Origin of the sequence: Pseudomonas sp. yb_5 (assembly GCF_043103865.1) — a bacterium.
In the GTDB taxonomy this organism is placed as follows: domain Bacteria; phylum Pseudomonadota; class Gammaproteobacteria; order Pseudomonadales; family Pseudomonadaceae; genus Aquipseudomonas; species Aquipseudomonas putida_Y.
In genome coordinates this window covers 67,080-86,197 of sequence record NZ_JBICKE010000061.1, presented here as the reverse complement: position 1 = coordinate 86,197, position 19,118 = coordinate 67,080, and the positions used below count along the sequence as shown (strand labels likewise).

The 19,118-nt window shown below is 61.2% G+C and carries 15 protein-coding genes, 2 tRNA genes and 1 pseudogene; 11 read left to right on the top strand and 7 right to left on the bottom strand.

Annotated features, from left to right (window positions below; all coding sequences use genetic code 11):
• Positions 1-234 precede the first annotated feature (234 nt).
• A complete protein-coding gene (gene map / locus ACF8GF_RS09360; protein ID WP_392488019.1) occupies positions 235-1,083 on the top strand; it encodes a type I methionyl aminopeptidase in 849 nt (282 codons plus the stop codon).
• A 113-nt stretch (positions 1,084-1,196) separates the two neighbouring features.
• Here map and ACF8GF_RS09355 read toward each other — a convergent pair.
• Positions 1,197-1,273 (bottom strand) — tRNA-Asp (locus ACF8GF_RS09355).
• A gap of 13 nt (positions 1,274-1,286) precedes the next feature.
• Positions 1,287-1,362, bottom strand: a tRNA-Val gene (locus tag ACF8GF_RS09350).
• A 216-nt stretch (positions 1,363-1,578) separates the two neighbouring features.
• Here ACF8GF_RS09350 and rdgC point away from each other — a divergent pair.
• Entirely contained in the window at positions 1,579-2,499 is a 921-nt protein-coding gene (gene rdgC / locus ACF8GF_RS09345) for a recombination-associated protein RdgC (protein WP_209964092.1), read from the top strand.
• 373 nt (positions 2,500-2,872) lie between these two features.
• Entirely contained in the window at positions 2,873-3,190 is a 318-nt protein-coding gene (gene sugE / locus ACF8GF_RS09340; RefSeq protein ID WP_010952753.1) for a quaternary ammonium compound efflux SMR transporter SugE, read from the top strand.
• A gap of 3 nt (positions 3,191-3,193) precedes the next feature.
• On the opposite strand, the gene ACF8GF_RS09335 is transcribed toward sugE, so the two are convergent.
• Both ACF8GF_RS09335 and ACF8GF_RS09330 read right to left on the bottom strand, forming a co-directional pair.
• Complete coding sequence (locus ACF8GF_RS09335) at positions 3,194-5,071, bottom strand: 1-acyl-sn-glycerol-3-phosphate acyltransferase (RefSeq protein WP_176685466.1); 1,878 nt, start codon at positions 5,069-5,071, stop codon at positions 3,194-3,196.
• Positions 5,072-5,165: 94 nt separating this feature from the next.
• Positions 5,166-5,384 (bottom strand): annotated as a pseudogene (locus ACF8GF_RS09330) (UTRA domain-containing protein); the annotation flags it as partial.
• 159 nt (positions 5,385-5,543) lie between these two features.
• On the opposite strand from ACF8GF_RS09330, the gene ACF8GF_RS09325 reads away from it, so the two are divergent.
• From ACF8GF_RS09325 to ACF8GF_RS09305, 5 genes are all read left to right on the top strand, one after another.
• Positions 5,544-5,738: a 4-oxalocrotonate tautomerase family protein gene (locus ACF8GF_RS09325; protein ID WP_392488018.1), complete on the top strand. Its 195-nt coding sequence runs from the start codon at positions 5,544-5,546 to the stop codon at positions 5,736-5,738.
• A gap of 60 nt (positions 5,739-5,798) precedes the next feature.
• The gene (locus tag ACF8GF_RS09320; RefSeq protein WP_339535970.1) at positions 5,799-6,509 is read left to right on the top strand and encodes an SDR family NAD(P)-dependent oxidoreductase; all 711 of its coding nucleotides are present in this window, start codon (positions 5,799-5,801) and stop codon (positions 6,507-6,509) included.
• 176 nt (positions 6,510-6,685) lie between these two features.
• Entirely contained in the window at positions 6,686-7,609 is a 924-nt protein-coding gene (locus ACF8GF_RS09315) for a LysR family transcriptional regulator (protein ID WP_176685469.1), read from the top strand.
• A gap of 223 nt (positions 7,610-7,832) precedes the next feature.
• Positions 7,833-9,011: an MFS transporter gene (locus ACF8GF_RS09310; RefSeq protein ID WP_176685470.1), complete on the top strand. Its 1,179-nt coding sequence runs from the start codon at positions 7,833-7,835 to the stop codon at positions 9,009-9,011.
• A gap of 126 nt (positions 9,012-9,137) precedes the next feature.
• Positions 9,138-12,617 carry a NahK/ErcS family hybrid sensor histidine kinase/response regulator gene (locus ACF8GF_RS09305; protein ID WP_392488017.1) on the top strand — a complete coding sequence of 1,160 codons (3,480 nt, stop codon included), beginning with the start codon at positions 9,138-9,140 and terminating at the stop codon, positions 12,615-12,617.
• Here the strand turns inward: ACF8GF_RS09305 and rmuC are convergent.
• Together rmuC and ACF8GF_RS09295 are read right to left on the bottom strand one after the other, a co-directional pair.
• On the bottom strand, positions 12,589-13,962 hold the full coding sequence (rmuC, locus tag ACF8GF_RS09300) for a DNA recombination protein RmuC (protein WP_176685504.1): 1,374 nt from the start codon (positions 13,960-13,962) through the stop codon (positions 12,589-12,591). The two genes, ACF8GF_RS09305 and rmuC, sit on opposite strands and share 29 nt — an antisense overlap.
• 404 nt (positions 13,963-14,366) lie before the next feature.
• Positions 14,367-14,786 carry a tetratricopeptide repeat protein gene (locus ACF8GF_RS09295; RefSeq protein WP_176685472.1) on the bottom strand — a complete coding sequence of 140 codons (420 nt, stop codon included), beginning with the start codon at positions 14,784-14,786 and terminating at the stop codon, positions 14,367-14,369.
• Positions 14,787-15,736: 950 nt separating this feature from the next.
• Here ACF8GF_RS09295 and ACF8GF_RS09290 point away from each other — a divergent pair.
• The 3 genes from ACF8GF_RS09290 to ACF8GF_RS09280 all read left to right on the top strand — a co-directional run bounded on the left by ACF8GF_RS09290 (position 15,737) and on the right by ACF8GF_RS09280 (position 18,106).
• Positions 15,737-15,961, top strand: a complete 225-nt coding sequence (locus ACF8GF_RS09290) for a hypothetical protein (RefSeq protein WP_176685473.1) — start codon at positions 15,737-15,739, stop codon at positions 15,959-15,961.
• A 249-nt stretch (positions 15,962-16,210) separates the two neighbouring features.
• On the top strand, positions 16,211-16,693 hold the full coding sequence (locus ACF8GF_RS09285) for a hypothetical protein (protein WP_176685474.1): 483 nt from the start codon (positions 16,211-16,213) through the stop codon (positions 16,691-16,693).
• Between the two features lie 147 nt (positions 16,694-16,840).
• Positions 16,841-18,106 carry an OmpP1/FadL family transporter gene (locus ACF8GF_RS09280; protein WP_392488016.1) on the top strand — a complete coding sequence of 422 codons (1,266 nt, stop codon included), beginning with the start codon at positions 16,841-16,843 and terminating at the stop codon, positions 18,104-18,106.
• A 43-nt stretch (positions 18,107-18,149) separates the two neighbouring features.
• Here the strand turns inward: ACF8GF_RS09280 and ACF8GF_RS09275 are convergent, their stop codons facing one another.
• Positions 18,150-19,079 (bottom strand): LysR family transcriptional regulator, encoded by a 930-nt coding sequence (locus tag ACF8GF_RS09275; protein WP_392488015.1) that lies wholly within the window; start codon positions 19,077-19,079, stop codon positions 18,150-18,152.
• Positions 19,080-19,118: the final 39 nt, after the last annotated feature.

The window sequence follows — 19,118 nt, the reverse complement described above, 5'->3', positions numbered from 1 at the left end:
CGGCTGCCCCGGCATGCTGATGCAAGCGGGACAACACGGCGCCTTTGTCGTGAAGTGGTGAGGGCTGTCGACGTTGACAGCCCGGGATGAGGGTAGATCAGCAATTTATGGGCCAGCTATACCGGCCCTTTCGCGGGCATGCCCGCTCCCACAGGGATATCGCAAGGCCTGAGAGCGGCGCCGTACCTGTGGGAGCGGGCGCGCCCGCGAAGAGGCCTGCACAGGTTACGCACCATGCGGTGGCAAGCCGGTACCCGCTGGCGCTATGCTGGGGCAATTTCCAGCATGAGCAACTGCCCTCCCCCCATGTCCCAGGTGATCCTCAAGACCCCCGCCCAACTCGACCTGATGCGCCGCGCCGGCCAGTTACTGGCCCAGGTGTTCGCCGAACTCGACAGCTTCATCCGCCCCGGTGTGACCACGATGCAGATCAACGACCGCGCTGAGGCGTTCATCGTCGATACGCTCAAGGCACGGCCGGCAAGCAAAGGCCAGTACGGTTTCCCTTACTCGCTCAATACGTCGGTGGACCACGTGGTATGCCACGGCATCCCCAAGGTCGATGAGGTGCTCAAGGAAGGCGCGATCATCAACGTCGACATCACTTTGGAACAGGGTGGCTACATTGCCGATTCGTCGAAGATGTATGGCATCGGCAAGATCAGCGAAGAAGCCCGGCGATTGGTCGACACTACCTATGACGCGCTGTGGAAAGGCATCGAGCAGGTGCGCCCCGGAGCCACGCTGGGCGATATCGGCCATGCCGTGCAAGCCCATGCCGAGGCGGCGGGTTACAGCGTGGTGCGCGAGTATTGCGGGCACGGTATTGGCCAGCAGATGCATGAAGCGCCAGAGGTGCTGCACATTGGCCGACGTGGTATGGGCATGAAGCTGAAGCCGGGCATGGTGTTTACCATCGAGCCGATGATCAACCAGGGTGGGCGTGGGACGCGCACGCTGAAGGATGGCTGGACGGTGATTACCCGTGACCACAGCCTGTCGGCGCAGTGGGAGCATACCGTGGCGGTGACCGAGGACGGGTTTGAGGTGCTGACGCTGCGGGAAGAAGAGTGCCGCAGCTAGCCCCTTGTTGCAGAGGGGCGGAGACGATTGCATAAAGCAGAAATAAAAAAAGCGACCCTAAGGTCGCTTTCTTTTTTACTTCCGGGTGTTCAGTGGGCCCTGGAAGTGGAATATGGCGCAGCGGACGGGACTCGAACCCGCGACCCCCGGCGTGACAGGCCGGTATTCTAACCGACTGAACTACCGCTGCGCTATACATCGAGTGGTGGGTGATGACGGGATCGAACCGCCGACCCTCTGCTTGTAAGGCAGATGCTCTCCCGGCTGAGCTAATCACCCTTCGTCTCGGTGTGGCGCGCATTCTACGGAGCGCCCCGCACCCTGGCAAGCACTTTTTAAACTTTTTGCAAAAAAAACCTCTGCCCTTTCAAAGACCTAGCGTTGTCGGGCGATTCTTTCATGCATAAGCCACTGCTGGCCCTCTGACAGGGCTGGCCTCAATTCACCGCTCGGAGAATAATGCCCGCCTTATGCATTAAGGAGAGATTGCCCCTCATGTGGTTCAAGAACCTGCTGACCTACCGCCTGACCCAGGAAGTTCCGTTCGAGCCTGAAGCGCTGGAAGCCGCCCTGGCCAGCAAGCCGGCCCGCCCCTGCGCCAGCCAGGAGCTGACCACCTATGGTTTCGTCGCGCCGTTCGGCAAAGGCGAAGACGCTCCCCTGGTGCATGTCAGCGGCGAGTACCTGCTGATTGCCGCGCGCAAGGAAGAACGCATCCTGCCGAGCAGCGTGGTCAACGACGCGGTCAAGGAAAAGGTCGAAGAGATCGAGACCGAGCAAATGCGCAAGGTCTATAAAAAGGAGCGCGACCAGATCAAGGACGAAATCATCCAGGCGTTCCTGCCGCGTGCATTCATCCGCCGCTCGATGATCTTCGCTGCCATTGCCCCGCGCCTGGGCGTGATCCTGGTCAACTCGGCCAGCGCCAAACGGGCCGAAGACCTGCTGTCGACCCTGCGTGAAGTGATGGGCTCGCTGCCGGTGCGCCCGGCCACGGTGAAGATTGCGCCGGTGGCCACCATGACCGACTGGGTCAAATCGCAGCAAGCGGCCGAAGGTTTCTATGTGCTGGACGAGTGCGAACTGCGCGACACCGCCGAAGATGGCGGTATCGTGCGCTGCAAGCGCCAGGACCTGACCGGCGAAGAGATTCAGCTGCACCTGAGCACTGGCAAGGTGGTGACCCAGCTGGCACTGGCCTGGCAAGACAAGCTGTCGTTCGTTCTCGACGACAAGATGGTCATCAAGCGCCTGAAGTTCGAAGAACTGCTGCAGGAGCAGGCCGAGCAGGACGGTGGCGATGAGGCTGCGCAGCAGTTCGACGCCAGCTTCCAGCTGATGATGATGACCTTTGCCGAATTCCTGCCAGCGCTGTTCGAGGCACTGGGTGGGGAAGAGATTCCGCAAGGGGTCTGACGGGTATGAGATGCGGGTGCTGGCTTGGATCGTTTCCACCAGCACCCGCGAATGCGGTGGCGGCGGCAATGGTGAACGGCGGGTGGAGATTGGCCAGCAGGGCCGGCCCTTTCGCGGGTAAACCCGCCCCTACACGACGGCCTGCGCCCAATCACCAATGTGTGTCCACCCCCGATAGGTGTAGGAGCGGGTTTACCCGCGAATACGGTGGTGGCGGCAACGGTGAACGGCGGGTGGAAATTGGCCAGCAGGCGCGGACTTGCCCGGAAGGCCGCAGACAGGCACCATGGTGCCCACTGTGAGGACGACCTCACGACGCACCGCGTGACCACTCCGGGGACGGCCCCATCATTCAAACGATGGAGACACACTCATGTCCTGGATCATCCTGTTTTTCGCCGGCCTGTTCGAGGTCGGCTGGGCCGTCGGCCTCAAATACACCGACGGTTTCACTCGACCGCTCCCCACTGTCCTTACCGTCGGCGCCATGGTCATCAGCCTGGGCCTGCTGGGCCTGGCCATGAAGGAGTTGCCGCTGGGCACCGCCTATGCCATCTGGACCGGCGTAGGCGCAGTCGGTACGGTCATCGCCGGGATCATTCTGTTCGGCGAGTCCATGGCCCTGGTGCGGCTGGTCAGTGTGGCGCTGATCGTCTGCGGCCTTGTCGGCCTGAAAGTCAGCGCCAGCTAACCCCTATCGCAGGTGGCCGCGCAGGCGGCTGACCTGTTCGCGCAACACCTCGGGCTGCGCCGCCTCCACCGGGACGGCGGCGCCCGCCACGATGGTCACCCGCGACCACAGGCGCTTGAAGAAACCTTTGGCCGGGTCACGGCTGAAGAAGCTTCCCCACAACCCCTGCAAGGCCAGCGGAATCACCGGTACCGGCGTTTCTTCGAGGATGCGGCTGACCCCACCCTTGAAGACATCGATTTCGCCATCGCCCGTCAGCTTGCCTTCCGGGAAGATGCACACCAGTTCACCATCAGCCAGGTACTCGGCAATCCGCGCGAAGGCCCGCTCGTACGTCGCCTGGTCTTCGTTACGCCCGGCAATCGGGATGGCACCGGCGGTACGAAACACGAAGTTGAGCACCGGCAGGTTGTAGATCTTGTAGTACATGACAAAGCGGATCGGCCGGCGGATAGCCCCGCCCAGCAGCAACGCATCGACGAACGACACGTGGTTGCACACCAGCAACGCTGCACCCTCATCGGGGATGCGCTCAAGGTCTCGGTGCTGCACGCGGTACATCGAATGGCTGAGCAACCAGATCAGGAAGCGCATGGTGAACTCGGGGACGATCCTGAAGATGTAGGTGTTGACCGCGATATTGAGCAGCGACACCACCAGGAAAAGCTGCGGAATGCTCAGTTCGGCCAAGCCTAGCAGGATGATGGTGAGCACCGCCGACACTACCATGAACAAGGCATTGAGGATGTTGTTGGCAGCGATCACCCTGGCGCGCTCGTCCTCGGCCGTGCGGGCCTGGATCAACGCATACAGCGGCACGATGTAGAAGCCGCCGAACACCCCCAGGCCAACGATCGACAGCAAGATCCACCACGCCTGGCTCATGCCCAGCAATGCCAGCCAGTCGTGCGGCGCTGCTGCAGCCGGCACATCACCAGAGTGCCACCACCACAGCAGGCCGAACAGGGTCAGGCCGAAGGAGCCGAACGGCACCAGGCCGATTTCCACCTTGCGTCCGCTGAGCCGCTCGCACAGCAGCGAGCCCAGGGCGATGCCCACCGAGAACAGTGTCAGCACCAAGGTCACCACCGTGCCGTCACCGTGCAGCCAATCCTTGGCATAGGCCGGGATCTGCGTGAGGTAGATGGCGCCGACAAACCAGAACCACGAGTTGCCGACGATCGAGCGCGACACCGCCGGCGGCTGGCTCAGGCCCATGCGCAAGATCACCCACGACTGCTTGAGGATGTTCCAGTCCAGCGGCATTTGTGGCGAGGCGGCAGCCGCCCGTGGGATCCAGCGGCTGGCGAGGTAGCCGAGCACAGCCGTGCCGACCACGCCACCGGCCACCACCGTTGCGTAGCTGTCGGCCGACATCATCACCCCGGCGCCGATGGTGCCGACTAGGATGGCGAGGAAGGTGCCGGTTTCCACCAGCCCATTACCGCCTACCAGCTCTTCCTCGCGCAGGGCCTGCGGAAGGATCGAGTACTTCACCGGGCCGAACAGCGCCGATTGGGTCCCCATACCGAACAGCGCCACCAGCATCAGCGCCAGATGGTTGGTGACAAAGCCTAGCGCACCAACCGCCATGATCACGATTTCGGCCAGTTTGATTGCACGGATCAGCGCATCCTTGGCGAACTTCTCGCCAAACTGCCCACCCAGTGCCGAAAACAGGAAAAACGGCAGGATGAACAGCAAGGCGCACAAGTTGACCCAGATCGATCGGTCACCATCGCCCAGGCTGAGCTTGAACAAAATCGCCAGGATCAGCGACTGCTTGAACAGGTTGTCGTTGAAGGCACCCAGCGACTGAGTGATGAAAAACGGCAGGAAACGCCGCTTGCCGAGCAAGGTGAATTGCGAAGAGTGACTCATCGTCCTTGGTCCTGAGGGCTTTTCAATTGGAGGCTCGCCAAGCGCGCCGGGCCACAAATCTGCATGGGAAATGCGCTGACTGGCAAGTATCGGCTCAGGCCTGGCCAAGCGAGCGGCGCCATTCCAGAGGTTTGCCAGCGTAGTCTCGGGCCAGGCGCTCGATCACTACCACCGGGCTGTCGGCCGGCAGCTGCAGCAAGCGGCCATGCACCGCGTCGGCCGCTTCGACGGTCAGTGTCTCTTCGGCGTAGGCGACTACCTGACCGCACAGCGCTTTGGAAAACGGGTAGCCAAGGCTGCCACGGCTGTGCACTGACCGCCAACACGCACAGCAAGCCATGGCACCGCGTGATTTGATACACGAAGTCACAAATGATGTAACTCACGGCATATTTATCAATTCGCTCTGAGTTCCTAGAGTTTCTCCATCAGCTGCTCATCACCCAATGCACACTTGATAGAGGAACTTACAATGCCATTCATCAGCGTCCGCATCACTCGTGATGGTGTAACCCGGGAACAAAAGGCTCAGGTGATAAAAGAAATCACTGAAACGATGGAGCGCGTGCTTCATAAAGATCCGAAGTTGACGCACATCGTAATCGAAGAAGTCGACACCGACAATTGGGGTTACTCCGGTATTACAACAACCGAGTACCGAAAATAATTGTCGCCATCACAATCATGAGGCAGACAATTAAACTTAATCCATTGTAGAGAACACATCATGAGCGACTCTCAAAAGGTAATCATCGTAACTGGCGCATCTCAAGGCATCGGTGCTGGGGTGGTGAAAGGGTTCCGAGCCCTCGGCCACAAGGTGGTAGCGACCTCGCGCTCCATTCAACCATCGACCGACCCAGACATCCTGACTGTTGCCGGTGATATTGCGGATCCGGCCACTGCGGAACGAGTGGTGCGCGACGCAGTGGCCCGCTTCGGGCGCATCGATACTCTCGTCAACAACGCCGGGATTTTCGTCGCCAAGCCATTCACCAGCTATACCAAGGAAGACTATGCGCAAGTCGTTGCGACCAATATGAGTGGCTTCTTCTACATCTCCCAGCTCGCCATCGCGGAAATGGTGAAGCGTGGTAGCGGGCATGTGGTCAGCGTCACCACCAGCCTGGTTGATCATGCTATCGACGGCGTTCCGTCGGTAATGGCATCGCTCACCAAAGGTGGCATCAACGCTGCCACCAAATCGATCGCCATTGAATTTGCCAAGCGAGGCATCCGCGCTAACGCCGTGTCGCCTGGCATCATCAAAACTCCGATGCACGGCGCCGAAACTCACGATGCCCTGGGCAAGCTGCATCCCGTCGGCCACATGGGTGAGATCAACGACATCGTTCAAGCGATCCTCTACCTGGACAGCGCTTCATTTGTCACCGGCGAGATCCTGCACGTCGACGGCGGTCAAAGCGCAGGCCATTGATCGACAGTATGCTCATCACCGGCCCGTACGGGTGATGGGCAGATTCACTGTACTATCTGGCCGGGACTACCCACGAGACGACCTCGACGCCAGTTGTACTTTTCCATGCCGGTGCGCGACTCTACCGCAGAGTCCGACGCTCAGCCTCCTGCTAGGCCCTATACGGTGCAAGCCCTATGAAGCGGCATTTTGACGATCTGCAGCTGGGAAGTATCGAGCTGTTTTGCCTGTCTGCGGAAGCGGGCAGCTTTTCTGCCGCTGCTCAGCTCGCTGGTGTTACTCCGGCCGCAGTAAGCAGGTCGATCCTTCGCTTGGAAAAAAGGCTGGGCTCTCGGCTGTTCGCAAGAACAACCCGAAGCATTCGATTGACCGATGCAGGAAAGGATTTTTTCGAGCAGTGCAGCCAGGCGCTCACGCAACTGGTGGAGGCCCAGCAGGCAGTCATGGGCGCTCAAGCAACTCCGTCAGGGCGTCTTCGTATCAGCCTGCCCACGACGTATGGGCACCACCGGATCCTGCCGTTGCTTCCTAAATTTCGCGACCTATACCCTGAGGTGACCGTTGATATCCACCTCGGTAATCGAAATATCGACTTCGTTGCGGAAGGATACGACCTGGCGATTCGAGTACGAGCTCAACCTGATTCCACGATGATTGCCAGGTTGCTGGAAGATGCAAAGCTGGTTGTCGTAGCGTCTCCGCCCTACCTGGAGAAGGTCGGGGCACCGCAGGCACTGGAGGACCTGGACCAGCATGAATGCATCCAATTCGAGCTTCCGAGTAGCGGTAGGCGTATCTCTTGGCTGTTCCGAGAGAACGGCCGAGACCGTGAGGTGTTCACCGCTGGAAGCTATTCCTGTTCCGACGACGTGTTGGGCGGAGTCACACTCGCAAAAAATGGTGCCGGATTGTTCCAGACCTACAAGTTCATCGTGGAACAAGAGCTGGCTGACGGGCGACTCGTCGAAGTATTGACGCCGTTTGGCGGGCGGTCGAGGCCGTACACCTTGTTGTACCCCCACGGTCGTCATGTCCCGCAGAGGGTGCGCGCTTTTGTGGATTTTCTGGTTCAGTATCGTGAAGAGTGGGCCTCGCTCTAGCGCAGAACAGATGTTCCCCCTTTTTTCCCAGCACGCGCTCTCGATGACTTGAGCGATAACCCTACGACAGGGCCAGGTGGCCACTCCTCTTCGAGACATAAATTGCAAGGGCTGTGAAGCAGCCCGAGAACTCCCCACATTCACTCGAACGTGGCCGGTGCTGCCGAAGGGACCGCATGTGGCTTATGCTTGTGCTCGGCACCCCCACAACAAGGACGTGGTAATGCTCGCCGCCATAAAACGCTACCCGCACACCGTTCGCCTGCTGCTCACCACCACCTTCACGCTTACCGTCGCCCGCGCCCTCACCCTGCCCTACCTGGTGGTTTACCTGGCCGACAATTTCCAGCTGCCGATCAGCCAGATCGGTCTGCTGATCGGTGGCGCGCTGATCATCGCCTCACTATTGAGTCTGTATGGTGGCCATCTGGTCGACACCTTGCGCAACCACACGCTGGTCAGCGCCAGTACCCTGCTGTTCGCCCTGGCCTTCGTCGGCGCGGTCGCCAGCCGTTCGGCGCTGCCGTTCTTCTTTTGTCTGGTGTTGATCAACCTGGCCCTGGCAGTGGTCGACATCGCCGCCAAGGCAGGCTTCTGCGCGTTACTGCCGGTGGATGAGCGGGCGGAGGTATTCGCCATCAAGTACACCCTCAGCAACGTCGGCTACGCCGCCGGCCCGTTGCTGGGCGTGGCCATGCTTGAACTGAACGATCATGTGCCGTTCATCGCTTCTGCCACGCTTGGCCTGGCCATGTGCCTGGCTTATTGGCGCCTTGGCGATCGCAGCCTGCAGGCCAGCGTACCGGACAAACCCGCGGCCGGCTTCGGCCAAGTGGCGCTGGGGCTGGCGCGGGATCATCGGCTGGTGTGCTTTACCGTGGGTGGGGTGCTGAGCGCGGTGGTGTTCGGCCAGTTCACCGCCTACCTGTCCCAGTACCTGGTGGTCACCAGCAACCCGGCCGAAGCCGCACGGCTGATCGGCTATCTGGTCACCACCAACGCCGTGACGGTCATTGCCTTGCAGTACCTGATTGGCCGGCGTATCAGCCGCCAGCGCCTGATGCCGTGGCTGTTGGCCGGCATGGGCCTGTTCATCGCCGGCTTGCTGGGTTTTGCGCTGGCGGGCTCGGTACTGGCCTGGTGCCTGGCGATGCTGGTGTTCACGCTGGGCGAAATCATCGTGATTCCGGCCGAGTACATGTTTATCGACCTGATCGCACCGGAGCACTTGCGCGGGGTGTATTACGGCGCGCAAAACCTGTCCAACCTGGGGGCAGCGCTGGGGCCGGTGATGGTGGGGTTCGCACTGGTACACCTGTGGCCGGGGGCGGTCTTCTACCTGCTGGTGTTGTCGGTGATACTGGCAGGGGTGTTCTACGGGTTGGGTACCCGCAGGGGTTGATGTGGCCTGCTCCGGCCTATTCGCGGGTGAACCCGCTCCTACAACCATCGTCTGCGCTGACGAAGCGGCACTTGCGTGCCAGACTGATTGATCGGGACCGCGTTACCTTTTTGCTTCGGAGTCTTCATGTCGTTGTCCAGCGGGCTGATCGCCGTGGTCGCCCTGGCCTATATGGCCATCATGTTCGCCATCGCCTTCTATGGCGACCGCCGCAGCACGCCATTGCCGCCAAAGCTGCGTGCCTGGGTGTACAGCCTGTCGCTGGCCGTATACTGCACCAGCTGGACCTTCTTCGGCGCGGTCGGCCAGGCCGCCGAACAGCTTTGGGCGTTCCTGCCAATCTACCTGGGCCCGGTACTGCTGCTGATCTTCGCCCCTTGGGTGCTGCAGAAGATGGTGCTGATCAGCAAGCAGCAGAACATCACCTCGATCGCCGACTTCATCGCCGCGCGCTACGGCAAGTCGCAGACCCTGGCAGTGGTGGTGGCGCTGATCTGCCTGGTCGGCGTGCTGCCATACATCGCCTTGCAGCTCAAGGGCATCGTACTGGGCGTGAACCTGCTGATCGGGGCCAACGCCGATGCCACCGGCACCCGCGTGCAGGACACTGCGCTGGTGGTGTCGCTGGTACTGGCGCTGTTCGCCATCGTCTTCGGCACCCGCAGCCTGGATGTGACCGAGCACCACCGCGGTATGGTCCTGGCGATTGCCTTCGAATCGCTGATCAAGCTGCTGGCGTTCCTTGCCGTGGGCATCTTCATCGTTTTCAACCTGTATGACGGCTTCGACGACCTGTTCAGCCAGGCCCGCCAGTCGATCCACTTGCAGGACTATTGGAAAGAAACCATCAATTGGCCGTCCATGGTGGTGCAAACCGCCGTGGCGATGATGGCAATCATCTGCCTGCCCCGCCAGTTCCACGTTACCGTGGTGGAGAACATCGAACCGCAGGACTTGCGCCTGGCGCGCTGGGTATTCCCCATGTACCTGGCACTGGCCGCGCTGTTCGTGGTGCCGATTGCCCTGGCCGGACAGATGCTGCTGCCAGGCACGGTGATCTCCGACTCGTTCGTCATCAGCCTGCCGCTGGCCGAGGCGCACCCGAGCCTGGCCCTGCTGGCGTTCATCGGCGGTGCCTCGGCGGCTACCGGCATGGTGATCGTCGAGGCCGTGGCGCTGTCGACCATGGTGTCCAACGACATGCTGCTGCCCTGGCTGCTGCGCCGCAATAACGCCGAGCGGCCTTTCGAAGCGTTCCGTCACTGGATGCTTTCGGTTCGCCGGGTAACCATCGTGGTGATCTTGCTCCTGGCCTATGTCAGCTACCGCCTGCTGGGTTCCACCGCCAGCCTGGCGACCATCGGCCAGATCGCCTTTGCCGCTGTGACCCAGCTCACCCCGGCCATGCTTGGCGCGCTGTACTGGAAGCAGGCCAACCGACGCGGCGTGTTCGCCGGCCTGGCCGCCGGCATTTTCCTGTGGTTCTACACCCTGGTGCTGCCGATTGCCGCGCACAGCCTGGGCTGGTCGTTGCAATTGTTCCCTGGCCTGGCATGGCTGCACGGCAACCCGCTGAACCTGCCGATCAGTCCACTGACCCAAGGCGTAGTGCTGTCACTGGCGGGCAACTTCACCCTGTTCGCCTGGGTTTCGGTATTGTCGCGCACACGGGTTTCCGAGCATTGGCAGGCCGGCCGGTTCATTGGCCAGCAGACCAGCGCGCGACCCAGCAGCAAACCGCTGCTGGCGGTGCAGATCGACGACCTGCTGACCCTGGCCTCGCGCTTTGTCGGTGAAGAGCGCGCACGGCAGAGCTTCATCCGCTTTGCCTACCGCCAGGGCAAGGGCTTCAACCCTAACCAGAACGCCGACGGCGACTGGATCGAGCACACCGAGCGCCTGCTGGCCGGCGTACTCGGTACCTCGTCGACCCGCGCGGTGGTCAAGGCGGCCATCGAAGGCCGCGACATGCAGCTGGAAGACGTGGTGCGCATCGCTGACGAAGCCAGTGAGGTGCTGCAGTTCAACCGCGCCCTGCTGCAAGGCGCCATCGAGAACATCAACCAAGGCATCAGCGTGGTCGACCAGAACTTGCACCTGGTGGCCTGGAACCGCCGCTACCTGGAACTGTTCAACTACCCGGACGGACTGATCAGCGTTGGGCGACCGATTGCCGACATCATCCGCTACAACGCCGAGCGCGGCCTGTGCGGCCCTGGCGAAGCACAGGTGCATGTGGCGCGGCGGCTGCACTGGATGCGCCAGGGCCGCGCGCACTCCTCCGAGCGACTGTTCCCCAATGGCCGGGTGATCGAGCTGATCGGCAACCCGATGCCGGGCGGCGGCTTTGTCATGAGCTTCACCGACATCACCCCGTTCCGCGAGGCCGAGCAGGCACTGCGCGATGCCAACGAACGCCTTGAGCAACGCGTGGCAGAGCGTACCCAAGAGCTTTCGCAGTTGAACCAGGCGCTGTCCGAAGCCAAGAGCCAGGCCGAAGCGGTGAGCAACTCCAAGACCCGCTTCCTGGCCGCCGTCAGCCATGACCTGATGCAACCTTTGAACGCCGCACGACTTTTCTCTGCCGCATTGTCGCAACAGGCCGAGGGCATGAACGAAGAGGCCCGGCAGCTGGTACAGCACATGGACAGTTCGCTGCGCTCGGCTGAAGAGCTGATCAGCGACCTGCTGGACATCTCGCGCCTGGAAAACGGCAAGATCACCCCGGATGCCAAACCCTTCGCCCTCAACGAACTGTTCGACACCCTGGGCGCCGAGTTCAAGCTGCTGGCGGCCGAGAAGGGCCTGGAGTTCCGCCTGCGCGGCAGCCGCCTGCGGGTGGACAGCGACATGAAACTGCTACGCCGGGTGCTGCAGAACTTCCTCACCAATGCCCTGCGCTACGGCAAGAGCCCGATCCTGCTGGGCGCGCGCCGGCAGGGCGAGCGTTTGTGGCTAGAGGTCTGGGACCGTGGCCCGGGCATTGCTGACGACAAGCTGCAGGTGATCTTTCAGGAGTTCAAGCGCCTGGACAGCCACCAGACCCGTGCCGAGAAGGGGCTAGGCCTGGGCCTGGCGATCGCAGACGGCCTGTGCCGGGTGCTGGGGCACCCGCTGGAGGTGCGCTCATGGCCGGGCAAGGGCACGGTGTTCCGCGTCAGCGTACCGATTGCCCGCCAGGCCGCCGCAGCGCCAAGCGCCCCGGTGGAACAACAGGGCGGCCAGCCTCTGGCCGGGCTGCAAGTGCTTTGCGTGGACAACGAAGACAGCATCCTGATCGGCATGAACAGCTTGCTGAGCCGCTGGGGTTGCCAGGTATGGACCGCGCGCAACCAGGCCGAATGCGAAGCCCTGCTGGCCAAGGGCATGCGCCCGCACCTGGCATTGGTGGACTACCACCTGGACGACGGCGAGACCGGCACCGGGCTGATGGGCTGGCTTCGAGCACGGCTGGGTGAGCCGGTACCCGGTGTGGTGATCAGCGCCGACGGCAGCAAGGAAACCATCGCACGGGTACACGCATCAGGCCTGGACTACCTGGCCAAGCCGGTCAAGCCGGCGGCCTTGCGCGCCCTGCTCAATCGCCATCTGAGCCTGGCTCAGTAACCGCTACCTCGGGCAGCGCCTCGTCGGACAGCGCCCGCTCCAGCAAGTCTGCCGGCAAGCTCTTGCTGGCACGGGCGCCCAGAAGCTTCAGCTGCTCGCTGCGGCTGACCAGGTTGCCACGCCCTTCGCACAGCTTGTTGCGCGCTGCGGCATAAGCCTTGTCCACCTGCTGCAAGCGGTTGCCCAGCTCATCCAGATCCTGGATGAACAGCACGAACTTGTCGTAGAGCCAGCCGGCGCGCTCGGCAATTTCGCGGGCGTTCTGCCCTTGACGTTCCTGCTTCCACAGGCTGTCGATGACCCGCAGGGTCGCCAGCAACGTGGTAGGGCTGACAATCACGATCTGCCGGTCGAAGGCCTCCTGGAACAGGTTCGGCTCGGCCTGCAGGGCCGCTGAAAAGGCCGCCTCGATGGGCACGAACAACAACACGAAATCCAGGCTGTGCAGGCCTTCGAGGCGGCTGTAGTCCTTGCTCGACAGGCCTTTGACGTGGCTGCGCAGCGACTGCACATGCTGCTTGAGCGCAGCTTCGTCGTTGCCGGCAACGAACTGCTGGTACGCCGTGAGGCTGACCTTGGCGTCCACCACCACCTGCTTGTTGCCGGGCAGCATGATCAGCACATCCGGCTGGAAACGCTCGCCGTCGGCGCTTTTCAGGCTGACCTGGGTCTGGTATTCGCGCCCCTTTTCCAGGCCGGCATGTTCCAGCACGCGTTCGAGAATCAGCTCACCCCAGTTGCCCTGGGTCTTCTGGCCCTTCAAGGCCTGGGTAAGGTTGGTGGCTTCGTCGGACAGACGCAGGTTGAGCTGTTGCAGGCGCTCCAGCTCCTTGCCCAGCGAGAAGCGCTCGCGGGCCTCTTGTTGGTAGCTTTCCTCCACGCGTTTTTCGAAGGCATGGATGCGCTCCTTGAGCGGGTCGAGCAACTGGCCCAGGTGTTGCTGACTGGTCTGGGCGAAGCGCTGTTCGCGTTCGTCGAAGATTTTGGTGGCCATGTCGGCGAACTGGGCGCGCAAGGTGTCACGGGCCTCCTGCAGGTCTTCCAGGCGTTGCTGGTGGCTTTCCTGCTGTTCACGCAGTTCTGCGTCCAGGCGCGCGGTTTGCGCTTCCAGGCGGCGCAGTTCGGCTTCGCGGTTGGCGCGCTCAAGGCTCCAGGCGTGGGCGGCGTCACGGGCATTGTCGCGGTCGATCTGCAGCAGCTCCAGCTCACGGCCTTGAGCAGCCAACTGGGCCTGTTTGACGGCGTTGGCCTCACTGAGGTCGCTGACCTCGTCGCGGCTGGCGTCCAGTTGCGCCTGCAGACCGGCCTGGGCCAGCTGGGCAGCGTTGAGGCGCTCTTCGAGCAAGGCCTGCTCACCTTGCCGTGCGCCCTGGCGGCGCTGCACCTGCATGACCCACACCAGGCAGGGTATTGCACCTGCCACCAAGCCCAGCAGAATGCTGGCCAGATCCACTGTCATGCTAACCCCGAACGCTCTGATGCAAATTGAGTGCAGCTTATCAGCCTGACTGGCGTGTTGCCTGCATCGGCCTCTTCGCGGGCCTGCCCGCTGCGCAAGCCTGAAGGCAAAGCCCCCACGGTCGCCCGTAGGAGCGGGTTCACCCGCGAAGAGGCCGGCCCTGCTGGCCAATCTCCACCCGCCGTTCACCGTTGCTGCCGCCACCGTATTCGCGGGTAAACCCGCTCCTACCACGGTGATGGACACACATCGGGGATTGCTCGCAAAAGGGCCCGCACAGGCAACGAAGCTCAGGCAGGAAACCACTGTCGCAGCAACCGCCGCGCTTCCTGCGAGCCCTGCCCTGCGGCAAGCTCAAGCCAATAGCGCGCCTGCTCCGGCTCGTTTTGCCGACACAGCCGAGCGTACTCCAACTGCGCCCGACGATCCCCTGCGCGGGCTGCCTGACGCAGCAGCTCATGGCCAATACGCCGGTCGCGGGCATTGCCACAGTCGCGGCACAGCATCTGCCCCAGGCGGCTCTGCGCCACAACCACACCTTGGCGCGCCGGCTGCTTCAACAGGCGCCCGGCCAGGTGCTTGACCTGAGGTTTATCGCCCAGGCGCGGGCTATCGAGCAACCACAGGGCCACTTTCAGGGAAAAGCGTTTGGCGGGAGGTGCAAGTGTCGATGCAACGGGGCTGGCGAGGTGTTTACCGCGAAACTTCATGAGCAACAGGTTTTGGTAACTCGAAAAGCGCGCCACTCTACTCTTTTTTTTTCACCCTGGCCTGTCGATTTCTGGAGTATTGAAAAAAAATTCAATGATCTTTTCTTGACGTTTCCAGGAGGATGACCAACCGGTCTTTTGGAGCATGGGGATTGTCGGACAGTTCATCCCGTTGCTGGCACGCCCGTGCTAGAGCAAGCGCTCGGGACAATCCACAGTTCCTGTGGATAACTCGGTGGACAACCCCCTATCACACCCCTCAAACCCCCGTGAATTGGGGGCTTTGGTCAAACTGACGATTTTTTCACCAGCTAAAAATAGTGTTTTTTTTCATTGACTTAACCACGCAGTCAAGGCATTGGCGAGGCTGCCGGGTGGTGTTATCAAGCCGTTACAAGCGCTGCCCCGAATGTGAACAAGTGCACCATAAACCTTCATTTCCGTGCACGAAAAGGACACATCGGCCCGCATAAAGGCCATTTACCCCCTCTTCACAGCAGCGAGAATTCGCGCCATACTGCGCGGCTCACTTGAACACACATACTGCTTGCCAAACACCTGCACTTCCGGTAAGGTGCCCCTCGTTAGTACCAAGCTGAAAGTCAATTTTGGCCGCAAGCGTCCTTGCAGACTTGTTCCCCCCAAGAGCAGTTCTGCTGAAACAAGGACCGGCCCATTCAATGATTCACTCGCCAGCACTGCGCTGCGCAAGCATGAATCACATGACAGATTGATCAGGATCCCACCTCGACGGCCTAGAACCTTGGCCTCGGCGTGCTGCCTGCCTTCCGAAGTACCTACCAGTCAGCCCAAGCGCCTACATTTGATTGCGCCCCCTCTGGCTGCCCTGTTCCAGTCAGGTTCGTTCGTCCCTTAATAAAGGCGTCACTGGAACGTTTCTATCATGCACGGATCTTATCCCCGTGTTTAAAGCAGGAACCTCCAACAATATGCAAACTCATCATCAGATTCAGGCTGCCATTGGCACCCTCTCCCAGGCCTTCTCGCCGTTGAAGTGCCTTATCGTTGCCCCACGCAAGGGCAGCTTCAGCTTTACCTTGGTAGACGAACACGGCGTTGCCTGCCACACCGAACGCCTGTACCACGAACAGTACAGCCGCAGCGAACCGCTGCAGGCGGTGATCGCCAGGACTCGTCAGTCGCTTACCGCGTGACCGGCGAATGCCGGGGTATTCAAGCGCTGAATCATCCAATCGCAAGACTGCCTGAACGCTCCTGGCGTAATTGCCTTAGGGCATATGGCCCGGAGCATCAGGCAGTAATCGATTTAAAAACAGCTCTTTACACCACGATTATCACACTACACTTCAACTCGAGCGGTGCTTTCCGCTCCCGGCGGGCCTGATCATTCACCAGCTGCCAAGCTCCAGCGCCCGTCCGGCCCTTACCTGCTCGAGGGCATCATGGGTATTGCGGCGAATGAATTGTGTCAGTATGTGATCCGACCCACCCTGGTCTACCTGAACCGTCACTGCGCCAGCGCCGAAGCCTTGTTACTGGGCATCGCCGCCAGTCAGTCAGCCCTCGGCTCAGCCCTGCATGACCGGCGCGGGCACGGCCTTTACCGTATCGGCGAGCAACGTCACCAGGCGCTCTGGGACGAATACCTGGCCCGTGATCCCGACCTAGCCAGCCTGATTCGCGGCCTGGCCAGCCAGCACGCCTTCCTTGGTGGCCCGCACCTGGAGCTCACCGTCAACCTGCGCTATTCCACTGCCATTGCCTGGATGCTCATCGAAGAGCAGGCCACACCATTGCCTGCGGCGGACGATCTACTGGCACTGGCGCGGATCTGGCGACAGATTTTCAACCCCCAGGGTCGCCTGCGCGACTTCACCCACGCCTGGCATGCCTGCATAGATCAGAAATTGCCACAGGCATCTTGAGACGCGTCCTACAACTATACCGGAAAAAAGGGAATTTTGGTCGGATTGTCCTACAAAACCGCTCTAACTCCTGCGATTGAGCCTATAGCGCGGCGCGTGATTTGTTGGTAGCTTTTCGCCCCGGAGATCCCAAGGAGTTTTCTAATAATGAAAAAAGTAATGCTCAAAACCTCCCTCGGCTTAGCCGTTGCGCTTGCTTCCAGCCAACTGCTCGCCAGCGGCTTCGCGCTCAACGAACAGAGCATCAGCAGCATGGGGACAGGTTTCGCGGGACGTTCTTCTTCTGCCGAAGATGCCAGTACCGTATTCGGCAACCCGGCCGGCATGTCCCGCCTCAAGCGCGAACAGTTCACCGTGGGCGGCGCTGCCGTCATCGCCAAGACCGACATATCGGGCCCAGGCAGCAACCTCGGGGGGGAAACCGATGGTGACATGGTGCCTGTCGTTGGCGTACCCATGGGTTACTACGTCAAGCCGATCGATGACCACTGGAGCGTCGGTTTCGGTGTCTACGTACCGTTCGGCCTGGTAACCGACTACGGCAGCGATGATGCCGCGCGCTACTGGGGTAAGAAGAGCCACGTACAGGTTGTCACCTTCCAGCCGACTGTCAGCTATGCCTTCAACGACAAGGTCTCGATCGGTTTTGGCCCGACCATCAACCGCATCGAAGGGGAACTGGGCTCGAGCCTGATCAACCCGTTCACCCCGGGCCGTAACGACGGCGAAGTGAAGATCAAGGGCGACGATACCGCCGTTGGCTACAACATCGGTATTCTGGTCCAGGCCACCGACCGCACCCGTGTCGGTCTTACCTATCACTCGATGGTCGACTACAAGCTCGAGGGCAAGACCCGTGTCAGCACCCCGCTGATCGGGCCATTCAATGGCAACAAGTTTGACGCCAGCCTGAAGATCAAGACGCCTGAATCCGTCGACCTTTCGGTTACCCATGAACTGGACGACCAATGGACCCTGTACGCAGGCAGCACCTGGACGCGCTGGAGCCGCCTGGAAGACATCACCGTGCAGAACGATGTGCCGGTGCCACTGGCAGGTTCGGCGTTCCAGACCATCACCGAAGAGCAGAACTGGCATGACACCTGGGCTCACGCTATTGGTGCATCCTACAAGGTCAACAAGGAGTGGGTACTGCGTACCGGCTTCACCGTCGACCAGTCGCCAACCAACAACCACGATCGTTCGCCGCGCATCCCGACTGGCGACCGCAAGGTGTTCAGCCTGGGTGCCGGCTGGAGCCCGAACGACGACATGACCATTGACGTCGCCTACTCCTACCTGTGGGAGGAGGACACCAAGGTCAATCAGGTCAGCGCGACCAAAGGCAGCTACCAGGCCAAGTACGAGAACAGCGCTCACGGTATCGGTGCATCCCTCACCTACCGCTTCTGATTCTTGCGCGTCACATGAAAACCGCCTTCGTGGCGGTTTTTTTTCATGCCTGCAGTTGCCAGCTGTCGCCCAGGCACTCGCGCAGATAGTCCATGAAAACGCGCACCTTGGTGGTCATGGCAAAGCGATCGGCCAGGCACAGGTAGATGTCCATGGGCTCGGTCTGGGCGTAAGCCTGGCTGCTGTCGCAGTATTCGAACAGCGGCACCAAGGCGCCCGAGGCCAGGTGTGGCCGCACAATGAACTCGGCCAGTCGGGTGATGCCACCATCGTGCAGGGCCATCTGGGTCAGGGCATCGATATCGTCGCTGATCAATACACTGCCGAATTCCGCCTCGAAACGCAGGCCGTCCCGTATGAAGCCCCAGCGCAGGAAGCGGCCATCCACCGGGTAGCGAAACACAAGGCAACGGTGCCCGCGCAAGGCCTCGGGCGTGCCAGGTACGCCAGCACTTTGCAGGTAGCCAGGTGAGGCACAACAAATGAACGGAATGCGGGCGATGCGCCGGGCCAGCAACTGGTCTTCGAGCTGCGGCGCAATGCGCAGGCTCACGTCAACGTCTTCACGGGCATGGTTGACCCGACGATCAGTCGTTACCAACTCTATCGAAAGTAAGGGGTAGCGGGCACTGAAAGCAGGTATCAACGGTGCCAGCACATGGCGCCCGAAGGCAGAGGTCGAGGCAATGCACAACCGCCCCTGAGGCTCGCTGTCGGGTGTTGTCACTGCCTGTTCGGCCAGGACCAGATCACGCTCGATGTGCTTTACACGCTCGTAATACTGAGCACCAGAGGGCGTCAGGGCCATGCTGCGTGTGGTTCGGCTGAGCAGACGCACTTGCAGGTGGCCTTCCAGCCGCGCCAGATTCTGGCTGACGGCTGCCGGGCTAAGGCCGATGTTACGGGCGCCAGCGGCAATGCTACCGGCCTCGACCACCTTGATGAAGCAGCGGATGGCATTGAGCAGGTCCATGGTGAGCTCTTGGATTCGTAATGATTTCTTTATAAAGAA

Bases quoted from the DNA above. Each gene is read 5' to 3' on its own strand.
- rdgC (WP_209964092.1), top strand. From the start codon at position 1,579: ATGTGGTTCAAGAACCTGCTGACCTACCGCCTGACCCAGGAAGTTCCG.
- sugE (WP_010952753.1), top strand. From the start codon at position 2,873: ATGTCCTGGATCATCCTGTTTTTCGCCGGCCTGTTCGAGGTCGGCTGG.
- map (WP_392488019.1), top strand. From the start codon at position 235: ATGCGGTGGCAAGCCGGTACCCGCTGGCGCTATGCTGGGGCAATTTCC.
- ACF8GF_RS09290 (WP_176685473.1), top strand. From the start codon at position 15,737: ATGCAAACTCATCATCAGATTCAGGCTGCCATTGGCACCCTCTCCCAG.
- ACF8GF_RS09285 (WP_176685474.1), top strand. From the start codon at position 16,211: ATGGGTATTGCGGCGAATGAATTGTGTCAGTATGTGATCCGACCCACC.
- ACF8GF_RS09315 (WP_176685469.1), top strand. From the start codon at position 6,686: ATGAAGCGGCATTTTGACGATCTGCAGCTGGGAAGTATCGAGCTGTTT.
- ACF8GF_RS09295 (WP_176685472.1), bottom strand. From the start codon at position 14,786: ATGAAGTTTCGCGGTAAACACCTCGCCAGCCCCGTTGCATCGACACTT.
- ACF8GF_RS09335 (WP_176685466.1), bottom strand. From the start codon at position 5,071: ATGAGTCACTCTTCGCAATTCACCTTGCTCGGCAAGCGGCGTTTCCTG.
- ACF8GF_RS09320 (WP_339535970.1), top strand. From the start codon at position 5,799: ATGAGCGACTCTCAAAAGGTAATCATCGTAACTGGCGCATCTCAAGGC.
- ACF8GF_RS09305 (WP_392488017.1), top strand. From the start codon at position 9,138: ATGTCGTTGTCCAGCGGGCTGATCGCCGTGGTCGCCCTGGCCTATATG.
- ACF8GF_RS09310 (WP_176685470.1), top strand. From the start codon at position 7,833: ATGCTCGCCGCCATAAAACGCTACCCGCACACCGTTCGCCTGCTGCTC.
- ACF8GF_RS09280 (WP_392488016.1), top strand. From the start codon at position 16,841: ATGAAAAAAGTAATGCTCAAAACCTCCCTCGGCTTAGCCGTTGCGCTT.
- ACF8GF_RS09275 (WP_392488015.1), bottom strand. From the start codon at position 19,079: ATGGACCTGCTCAATGCCATCCGCTGCTTCATCAAGGTGGTCGAGGCC.
- ACF8GF_RS09325 (WP_392488018.1), top strand. From the start codon at position 5,544: ATGCCATTCATCAGCGTCCGCATCACTCGTGATGGTGTAACCCGGGAA.